This window comes from Micromonospora sp. NPDC049580 (assembly GCF_040675595.1).
Lineage (GTDB): Bacteria > Actinomycetota > Actinomycetes > Mycobacteriales > Micromonosporaceae > Micromonospora.
On the sequence record NZ_JBFAPG010000258.1, the window covers coordinates 1 to 8,958 of the forward strand.

The following is an 8,958-nucleotide window of genomic DNA, read 5'->3' on the forward strand; positions in this document are numbered from 1 at the left end:
CCGAGCTGCGCAGGGATCAAGCCTGACCGCCCGGAGCAGCTCGGGCTCCGGCGAAAACCACACACCGGAAGAGACTCAGAGAACGAGACGAGCCTTCTGGAACGCCTCCGCCTCATCCTCCGTGCCGACCTTGCCGTACATGCCGGCCATGAGCAGCACCAGGGCGGCCGTCATCACGGCGATCACGGTGAAGATGCTGAAGTTGAAGAAGTTGGCGTCCGTCCGGATGAAGGCCAGACCGGCCAGGCTGATCACCATCAGGGCGTACGCCATCCACTGGTTGATCGCCACGTCGATGTTGCGGCCGAGCGCGGTGCCGACCAGCACGACGAGCCCGAGCAGCACGCAGAGCAGCGAGAAGCCGAGGTTGGTGCCCTGGCCGAGGACGCGGGTGTCGTCCTGGGCGAGGATCTCGTTGCCGGCGCTCGTGATGATGCCGAGCACGCCGAAGACCACCAGGTACAGACCGGTCAGCCCGCCGATCGCCCGGTAGATCGGCCGCGCGGGGTGGTTGATGGGGGTGTGGGCCATGTCTGGGTCTCCAAGGGTGAGGTGTCGCCGACGATTGTTCCGCATGTGTCGGTGTGACGCCGCACACGGCCCCCGCGCCGGCGTGCCCGGCCCGCTCAGCCCTCGGGCAGGTCCTCGGCGAGGGTCATCCAGGTCTCCTCGATCCGTTCCCGTTCGGCGCGCAGATCCTTGAGCTGGGTGTCCAGCTCGGCGACGCGGGCGTAGTCGGTGGCGTCGGCGGCGAGTTGGTCGAGCAGGGTCACCTCGCGCTGGTCGAGCTTGCCGAGCTGCCGTTCCAGCCGGGTCAGCTCCTTGCGGGCCTGGCGCACCTCGGCGGCGGACATGCCACCCGCGGTGGGCCCGGCCGGCGCGACCGGGCCGGTGCCGCCCGCCCGGGTGGCGCCGGCTCGCTCGGCGGTCCGGGCGAGGTACTCGTCGACGCCACCGGGCAGGTGCACGAGCCGGCCGTCGCCGAACATCCCGTACGCCGTGTCGGTGACGCGTTCGATCAGGTAGCGGTCGTGGCTGGCCACGATGATCGTGCCGGGCCACGAGTCGAGCAGGTCCTCCAGCGCGGCCAGCGTGTCGGTGTCCAGGTCGTTGGTGGGCTCGTCGAAGAGCAGCACGTTGGGCTCGCCGGCGAGCAGCCGCAGCATCTGCAACCGGCGACGCTCACCGCCGGACAGGTCGCTGACGGGCGTCCAGAGCCGGCGGTCGTCGAACCCGAAGACCTCGGCGAGCTGGGCGGCGGAGACCTCCCGGTCGCCGAGCTGGACCCGGCGGGCGACCTCCTCGACGGCCTCCAGCACCCGCAGGTGCCCGGGCAGCTCGACGAGTTCCTGGGAGAGGAACGCCGGTCGCACCGTCGAGCCGGTGCCGAGGCGGCCGCCGTCGGGGCGGGTGATGCCGGCGAGCATCCGCAGCAGGGTGGTCTTGCCGGCGCCGTTGGCGCCGAGGATGGCGATCCGGTCACCGGGGCCGACAAGCCACGTGACGTCGCGCAGGATCTCCTTCGGCCCGGCGTGCAGCTCGACGTTCTCCAGCTCGTACACCTGCTTGCCGAGCCGGGAGACGGCCATGCGCTGCAACGACATGGTGTCGCGGGCTGGCGGCACGTCGGCGATCAGCGCGTTCGCGGCGTCGATGCGGAACTGGGGCTTGGAGGTGCGGGCCGGCGGCCCGCGCCGCAGCCAGGCGATCTCCTTGCGCAGCAGGTTCTGCCGGCGGGCCTCGGTGGCGGCGGCGACGCGTTCACGCTCGGCGCGGGCGAGGGTCCAGGCGGCGAAGCCGCCCTCGTACGCCCGGACGGTCTGGTCGCCGACCTCCCAGGTGGTGGTGCAGACCGCGTCCAGGAACCACCGGTCGTGGGTGACCACGACGAGGGCGCCCTTGCGGCCGACCAGGTGCCGGGCCAGCCAGTCGACACCGCCGACGTCGAGGTGGTTGGTGGGCTCGTCGAGGATCAGCAGGTCCGAGTCGCGGACGAGCAGCGCGGCGAGCGCCACCCGCCGCCGTTCGCCACCGGACATCGGGCCGACCGGCTGGTCGAGGCCGAGGTGCGGCATGCCGAGGCCGTCGAGGATGTTGCGGACGCCGGCGTCGCCGGCCCACTCGTGCTCGGCGCCCATGCCCTCACCGAGCCAGGCGGTGCCGAGCACGACGTCCCGGACGGTGGCGTCCGGGGCGAGGGTGAGCTGCTGCGGTAGCCAGAGCACGCGCAGGTCACGGCGGTGGGTGACCCGGCCGTCGTCGGGCTCCTCCTGCTTGGTGAGCAGGCGCAGCAGGGTGGACTTGCCGGCGCCGTTGAGGCCGACCACACCGATCCGGTCGGCGTCGTCCAGGCCGAGCGAGACGTCCGTGAGCAGCCGCCCGGCGGCGCCGTACCCCTTGGACACCCGGTCCAGATTGACGATGTTGGCCACGTTCCACCCTTCAAGATCAAGGCGTCCGGGTGCCGGCGGGCACCTCGGGACGCCTGAACCCAAGGGTACGCGGACGTTCCGGCCACCCTCGCCGCGCGGGCCGTCCGGGACGCGACGTCAGCCGACGCGCGCGCCCGCCACGGGCCCGTGCGCGACCCGTGCCTCCCGACACACCCCGGCGCTGGTCAGCTCGGCGGCGATCCGCTCGGCGTCGGCGGCGTCGGCGGCGAGGAAGACGCAGGTCGGGCCGGAGCCGGAGACGATGCCGGTGAGCGCGCCGGCCGCCTCGCCGGCCTTGAGGGTGTCGGCCAGCGCGGGCCGCATGGCCAGCGCGGCGTCCTGCAGGTCGTTGCCGAGCGTACGGGCGAGGACCCGGGGGTCGCGTTGACGCAGCGCACCCAGCAGAGCGTCGGTGCTGCCCAGCGGGGCGCCGGCGGCGCCGGAGTCGCGCAGCCGGTCCAGCTCGCGGTACGCGGCCGGGGTGGACAGGCCGCTGTCGGCGATCGCCACGACCCAGTGCCAGGAGGTGGCTCGGGCCAGCACCGGGCTGACCGCCTCACCCCGGCCGGTGCCCAGCGCGGTGCCGCCGTAGATCAGGAACGGCACGTCGGAGCCCAGGTCGGCGGCGATCCCGGCCAGTTCGTCGCGGGACAGCCCGGTGCCCCACAGCGCGTCACAGGCCACCAGCGCGGCGGCCGCGTCGGCGCTGCCGCCGGCCAGCCCGCCGGCGAGCGGGATCTGCTTGCGCAGGTGCAGGCGGGCGTGCGGCAGCACCCCCGCGTACCCGGCCAGGGCGTGCGCGGCGCGGATCACCAGGTTGGAGTCGTCCAGCGCCAGCTCGCCGGTGCCCTCGCCCTCCATGGTCAACGCCAGCGTGTCGCCCCGGCGGGCGGTCAGCTCGTCGTAGATGGAGATGGCGTGATAGACGGTGTTCAGCTCGTGGTAGCCGTCGCGGCGCAGCGGGCCCACCCCGAGGTGCAGGTTGACCTTGGCGGGCACCCGGACCCGCACCGGACCGATGGCCCCGCGTCGATCGTCCTCGTCGTCCGGTCGCCAGGCCTCGGTCACGGGGTGAGGTCCCGCGTGCGCAGGCGAATGTCGAACGGCTTGCTCAAAATCAGCTCCTCGGCGGAGTCGGCGGACACGGCGTCAGCCTACTTCGCGGCCACCGTACCGGCCGGGGCCGACGCGGCGATGGCGGCGAACTGCTCGACGGTCAGTGACTCCCCCCGGGCCCCGGGGTCGACGCCGGCGGCGGTCAGCGCGGCGGCGGCCCGGTCCGGGCCACCGGCCCAGCCGGCCAGCGCGGCGCGCAGGGTCTTGCGGCGCTGCGCGAACGCCGCGTCCACGACGGCGAAGACCCGCTCCCGCGGCACGTCGGCGCGGGGCGGTTCGTGGCAGGTGAAGGCGACCAGACCGGAGTCGACGTTGGGCACTGGCCAGAACACGTTCGGCGGCACCTTACCGGCGCTTCGGGCGTGGGCGTACCAGGCGAGCTTGACCGACGGGATGCCGTACACCTTCGAGCCGGGACCGGCGACGAGCCGGTCGGCGACCTCTTTCTGCACCATCACCAGGCCGTGCCGGAGGGTGGGTAGCTCGGCGAGGAGGTACAGCACCACCGGTACGGCGACGTTGTAGGGCAGGTTCGCGACCAGCGCGGTCGGCGGCGGGTCAGCCAGCTCGGCGGCGCTGACCCGGAGCGCGTCGGCGCGGTGCACGGTGAGCCGGGCGGCGTCCGCCCCGGCGTGCCTGGCGACGGTCTCCGGCAGCGCACCGGCGAGTGTCGGGTCGATCTCCACGGCGTGCAGGTGCCCGGCAACCGGCAGCAGCCCCAGGGTGAGTGAGCCGAGCCCCGGGCCCACCTCCAGGGCCACGTCGTCGGGGGTCAGGCCGGCGGCCGTGACGATCCGCCGCACCGTGTTCGGGTCGTGCACGAAGTTCTGGCCGAGTTTCTTGGTGGGCGCGACGCCCAGCCGGGCGGCCAGCTCCCGGATCTCCGCCGGGCCGAGGAGACCGGTCATGGCTGGCAGCGTAGCGGCGTCGTCGGGACCGGCCGCCGGGCCGGGCTCACCACGGGCCGAAGGCCCGGTCGCCGGTGGCGGAGATGGCCGCGCACAGCTCGTCCAGGTCGCTGCCGGTGGTCGCGGCGAGGGACCGGACGGTGAGCGGGATGAGGTACGAGGCGTTCGGCCGGCCACGGTGCGGGGTCGGGGTGAGGTAGGGGGCGTCGGTCTCCACCAGGATCTGGTCCAGCGGGGTGAGCGCGGCGGCCTCGCGCAGGGCGGTCGCGCTGCCGAAGGTGACGGTGCCGGCGAAGCTGAGCAGGTAGCCCCGGCGCACGCACTCGCGGGCGAACTCGGCGTCACCGGAGAAGCAGTGCAGCACCACCGTGTCCGGTGCGCCCTCGTCGTCGAGGATCCGCAGCACGTCGGCGTGCGCGTCCCGGTCGTGGATGACAAGCGTCCGGCCGTACCGCTTGGCGATGGCGATGTGCGCCCGGAAGCTCGTCTCCTGTGCCGCGCGCCCCTCGTCGCCGGTACGGAAGAAGTCCATACCGGTCTCGCCGATCCCCCGGACCCGGTCGCGGGCGGCCAGCGACTCGATCTCCCGCAGCGCCTCGTCGAGGTCGGCCAGCCGGGGCGCCTCGTTGGGGTGCAGCGCCACGGTGGCCAGCACGGCGGGATACGCCTCGGCGATGTCCGCGCCCCACCGCGAGGAGGCCACGTCCACGCCCACCTGGACCAGCCGGTCCACGCCGACCTTGGTGGCCACCGTGATCGCCGTGGCGACCGGGTCGTCGGACGGCCCGCCACCGGGCACGCCAGCCTCGCTGACGGTGATGTCCAGGTGGGTGTGGCTGTCCAGCACCGGCCGGGGCAGCGGCTCGGGGGCGGGCGGGAACTCTCCGGCCCGCCGGGCGGCACGCTCGCGGCGGGTTTCAGTCGGCTCACTCATCAGCGACAGCATCACACACCGGGGCCGTCCATCCGCCCGCCACCCGGCGTTCACCTCGACTACGCCGCGCGACTCTACCGTCGCCGGGTGAGCGAGCGCAGCGAACGTACCGGGCTGCACGTGGCGTTCGGCGGCGGCGTCTACCCGGCTGAGGAGATCGCCCGGGGCGCCGCGTACGAGCTGTTCAGCGCCGAGGAGGTGGCCGGCTTCGAGCGGGCGCCGCGTCCGGGCAGCGCCCTGCCGTGGCGTCGGTTCGTGCACGTCACGGAGGTGAGCGCGGTGCACGGTGCCGTCGTGCCGGCCGAGGAGCCGGAGACACCGCTGATGATGCCGGCGCACCGGGAACACGGCTGGTCGCACGTACACCAGCTCAGCCAGCAGCCGTCCGCGGCGGGTGACCCGGTGTTGGCCGCGATGCGTGCCTCGGCGATCATCCGGCGCGGCACCCGGATGGTGAAGGTGCTCTCCGGCCGGCAGCTCGCCGGGTACGTGCGGGGCTGGCTGCCGCACGGCTTCTGCTATCGCGAGCACGACGTGGCGCACCTGCGTACGCCGTCGACGACCACGGTGCTGCGCACCGACGGCGACGTCGGGCGGGACGGCTCGGACGTGGCGTACGCGCTGCGCTGGCGGGCCGCCGACCCGGGCGACTACGACGTGCCGGTGGGCGAGGCGCACCGGGGGCTGACGGCGCTGGCGTCCCGGGACCGGCTGGGCCCGCCGGTGCTGGGCACCGGTTTCGTGCCGAGCAACGGCCAGCTCATCCCCGAGTTCATCACCCGGGACTTCGCCGACCTGCCGATGCCGGCGAACGCGACGCTCGTCGCCTATCCCGCCGAGGGCGTCGAGGTGGTGCTCTACAGCTACCAGGCCGAGCAGCGCGCGTGGCTGCGGATGGTGGGCCCGCAGTGGCGGCACCTGCTGGCCGCGGTGCCGGGCCTCTCCCCCGACCAGGAGTACGTGCCGACCGGCGACGCCCCGCGCTCCACCCAGCTGGTCGGCCTCTACGGCGACACGGAGTACGAGGCGGTGGCCGACCTGCCCGGGGGGTTCCGGGTGCTGGCGATGACCCGGGCGGCCCGCTATCCGGTGGACGCGGTGGCCCGCCGGGTCCGGTTCGCGCAGTGGCGGGGCGTGTCGTGCCTGGTGCTGCGCGAGGAGGCCGGCTGGCTGCGGCTACGGCTGCGTTTCCCGGACCCGGACGCGGTGATCGCCACCGGCGCGCAGTGCCACGACCGGGGCGTCTACGAGACCTGGGCGCCGGGCGCCGAGGTGAGCGACGACCAGATCAGGGACACCCGGTACGTGATGTGACGGCGCGCGGCGGTCCGAGAGCCCACCGCCGCGCGCCGTTCGCTGATCAGCCGGCCAGTCGGGCCAGCTCCTCGTCGACGATCGACGGGTCGAGCTTGCGGAACACCGGCTTCGGCGCGGCCAGCGGCCGACCGGCCTCCAGTGGCACCGACTCCCAGCGCGCGCCCACCGTGTAGTCCCCGGTCAGCACCGGGTACGCCGGCCCGCCGTCCAGGTCGTCGACCTGCTCGATGACCGGCATCGGCGCGTGCACGCCGGTGCCGCCCAGCAGCTCGTGCACCTGCTGCGCGGAGTGCGGCAGGAACGGGGTGAGCAGCGTGTTGGCGTCGCTGACCACCTGGAGGGCGACGTGCAGGATGGTGCCCTGGCGGGGCTTGTCGGCCTCGGCCTTGAGCTTCCACGGCGCCTGCTCGGAGAGGTACTTGTTGGCCTCGGCGACGACCTTCATCGCCTCGCCGATGGCCTGCTTCTGCCGGTGCCGGCCGATCAGGTCGCCGACCGTGTCGAACCCGGCGCGGGCGACGGCGAGCAGCGCCTCGTCGGCCTCGGTGAGGCCGGCCGGGTCGATCGACGGGATCGCCCCGAAGTTCTTGGCGGCCATCGAGACGCACCGGTTGACCAGGTTGCCCCAGCCGGCGACCAGCTCGTCGTTGTTGCGGCGCAGGAACTCGGCCCAGGTGAAGTCGGTGTCGTTGCTCTCCGGGCCGGCGGCGGCGATGAAGTAGCGCAGCGCGTCGGCGTCGTAGCGCTCCAGGAAGTCGCGGACGTAGATGACCACCTTGCGGGACGAGGAGAACTTGCGCCCCTCCATGGTCAGGTATTCGCTGGAGACCACCTCGGTGGGCAGGTTGAGCTCGCCCAGCGCCCCCGGCTCGCCGTCGCGGGAGCCCTCGCCGGAATACCCGGAGAGCAGCGCCGGCCAGATCACCGAGTGGAAGACGATGTTGTCCTTGCCCATGAAGTAGTACGACCGGGCGTCCTTGCCCTCCCCGTCGGCGGACCACCACCTGCGCCACGCCTCCGGGTCGCCGGAGCGGCGGGCCCACTCGATCGAGGCGGACAGGTAGCCGATCACCGCGTCGAACCAGACGTAGATCCGCTTGTCGGAGCGGTCCCGCCAACCGTCCAGCGGGATCGGCACGCCCCACTCCAGGTCCCGGGTGATCGCCCGCGGCTGGAGGTCGTCGAGCAGGTTGCGGGAGAACCGCAGCACGTTGGGCCGCCACCCCTCCCGGGTGTCCAGCCACTGGCGCAGCACGTCGGCCAGGGCGGGCAGGTCCAGGAAGAAGTGCTCGGTCTCGACGAACTTCGGGGTCTCCCCGTTGATCCGCGACTTCGGGTCGATCAGGTCGATCGGGTCGAGCTGGTTGCCGCAGTTGTCGCACTGGTCGCCGCGCGCGCTGTCGTACCCGCAGATCGGGCAGGTGCCCTCGATGTACCGGTCGGGCAGGGTGCGCCCGGTGGACGGCGAGATCGCGCCCATGGTGGTCTTCGGCACGATGTAGCCGTTGCGGTACATCCCCTCGAACAGCTCCTGCACCACCGCGTAGTGGTTGCGGGTGGTGGTGCGGGTGAACAGGTCGTAGGAGAGCCCGAGGCCGTGCAGGTCCTCGACGATCACCCTGTTGTACCGGTCGGCCAGCTCGCGCGGGGTCACCCCGTCGGCGTCGGCCTGCACCTGGATGGGGGTGCCGTGCTCGTCGGTGCCGGAGACCATGAGCACGTCGTGGCCGGCCATCCGCATGTACCGGGCGAAGACGTCGGAGGGAACGCCGAAACCGGAGACGTGGCCGATGTGGCGGGGGCCGTTGGCGTACGGCCAGGCCACTGCCGCGAGAACGTGACTCATGAGCAGCAAGCCTAGTGACCCGCCCGGGGCGTCCGCGAACCAATGGGGGGTGCCGGGCCGCCGGACCGGATCGACCACCCCGCCCATTGGTCCGATTTGTCGTCGACACGCGGTCCAGCTGCCCGATCTGCCTCCGCTGCCGGTGTGCAATGAACGTCGTGACTGGCAGAGGAGCGGCCCGGGACCACGACGAGCGTCCCACCGGGCCGACCGGCGGCGACGAGCCCGGCGCACCCCGGGCCGCCGGGGTCGCGCCGCAGCCCCGGCTGGTCACCGCCCCCGAACCCGATCGGCCCGGCCACCAGCGGCCCACGCCGTCCGGGCGGGCGGCCGCGCCACGGCGGGACACCTCGACGGAGCTCGCCGCCACCCCGGCCCGGCCCACGCCGGCCGCGCCGGCCCCCA

At 73.4% G+C, this 8,958-nt stretch carries 7 protein-coding genes and 1 pseudogene; 2 read left to right on the forward strand and 6 right to left on the reverse strand.

Features of this window, described 5'->3' with window-relative positions; all coding sequences use genetic code 11:
• Positions 1-75: 75 nt before the first annotated feature.
• The 5 genes from AB0J68_RS20095 to AB0J68_RS20115 all read right to left on the reverse strand — a co-directional run bounded on the left by AB0J68_RS20095 (position 76) and on the right by AB0J68_RS20115 (position 5,402).
• Positions 76-531, reverse strand: a complete 456-nt coding sequence (locus AB0J68_RS20095; protein ID WP_363939884.1) for a DUF4383 domain-containing protein — start codon at positions 529-531, stop codon at positions 76-78.
• Between the two features lie 95 nt (positions 532-626).
• Positions 627-2,432 carry an ABC-F family ATP-binding cassette domain-containing protein gene (locus AB0J68_RS20100; RefSeq protein ID WP_355066752.1) on the reverse strand — a complete coding sequence of 602 codons (1,806 nt, stop codon included), beginning with the start codon at positions 2,430-2,432 and terminating at the stop codon, positions 627-629.
• A gap of 117 nt (positions 2,433-2,549) precedes the next feature.
• A complete protein-coding gene (locus AB0J68_RS20105) occupies positions 2,550-3,500 on the reverse strand; it encodes a 4-(cytidine 5'-diphospho)-2-C-methyl-D-erythritol kinase (RefSeq protein ID WP_363939886.1) in 951 nt (316 codons plus the stop codon).
• A gap of 86 nt (positions 3,501-3,586) precedes the next feature.
• Positions 3,587-4,456, reverse strand: a complete 870-nt coding sequence (gene rsmA, locus AB0J68_RS20110; RefSeq protein ID WP_354861861.1) for a 16S rRNA (adenine(1518)-N(6)/adenine(1519)-N(6))-dimethyltransferase RsmA — start codon at positions 4,454-4,456, stop codon at positions 3,587-3,589.
• A gap of 46 nt (positions 4,457-4,502) precedes the next feature.
• Positions 4,503-5,402: a TatD family hydrolase gene (locus AB0J68_RS20115; protein ID WP_354861859.1), complete on the reverse strand. Its 900-nt coding sequence runs from the start codon at positions 5,400-5,402 to the stop codon at positions 4,503-4,505.
• A 75-nt stretch (positions 5,403-5,477) separates the two neighbouring features.
• Between AB0J68_RS20115 and AB0J68_RS20120 the strand changes: the two genes are divergently transcribed.
• A complete protein-coding gene (locus tag AB0J68_RS20120; protein ID WP_354861858.1) occupies positions 5,478-6,704 on the forward strand; it encodes a hypothetical protein in 1,227 nt (408 codons plus the stop codon).
• A gap of 46 nt (positions 6,705-6,750) precedes the next feature.
• On the opposite strand, the gene metG is transcribed toward AB0J68_RS20120, so the two are convergent.
• The gene (gene metG, locus AB0J68_RS20125; protein ID WP_354861856.1) at positions 6,751-8,553 is read right to left on the reverse strand and encodes a methionine--tRNA ligase; all 1,803 of its coding nucleotides are present in this window, start codon (positions 8,551-8,553) and stop codon (positions 6,751-6,753) included.
• Between the two features lie 158 nt (positions 8,554-8,711).
• Here metG and AB0J68_RS20130 point away from each other — a divergent pair.
• Positions 8,712-8,958, forward strand: a pseudogene (locus AB0J68_RS20130) (hypothetical protein); the annotation flags it as partial.

What these genes read in the sequence shown, in the direction of transcription:
- AB0J68_RS20095 (WP_363939884.1), bottom strand. Translation starts at nt 531, where the DNA reads ATGGCCCACACCCCCATCAACCACCCCGCGCGGCCGATCTACCGGGCG.
- rsmA (WP_354861861.1), bottom strand. Translation starts at nt 4,456, where the DNA reads ATGACCGGTCTCCTCGGCCCGGCGGAGATCCGGGAGCTGGCCGCCCGG.
- AB0J68_RS20115 (WP_354861859.1), bottom strand. Translation starts at nt 5,402, where the DNA reads ATGCTGTCGCTGATGAGTGAGCCGACTGAAACCCGCCGCGAGCGTGCC.
- metG (WP_354861856.1), bottom strand. Translation starts at nt 8,553, where the DNA reads ATGAGTCACGTTCTCGCGGCAGTGGCCTGGCCGTACGCCAACGGCCCC.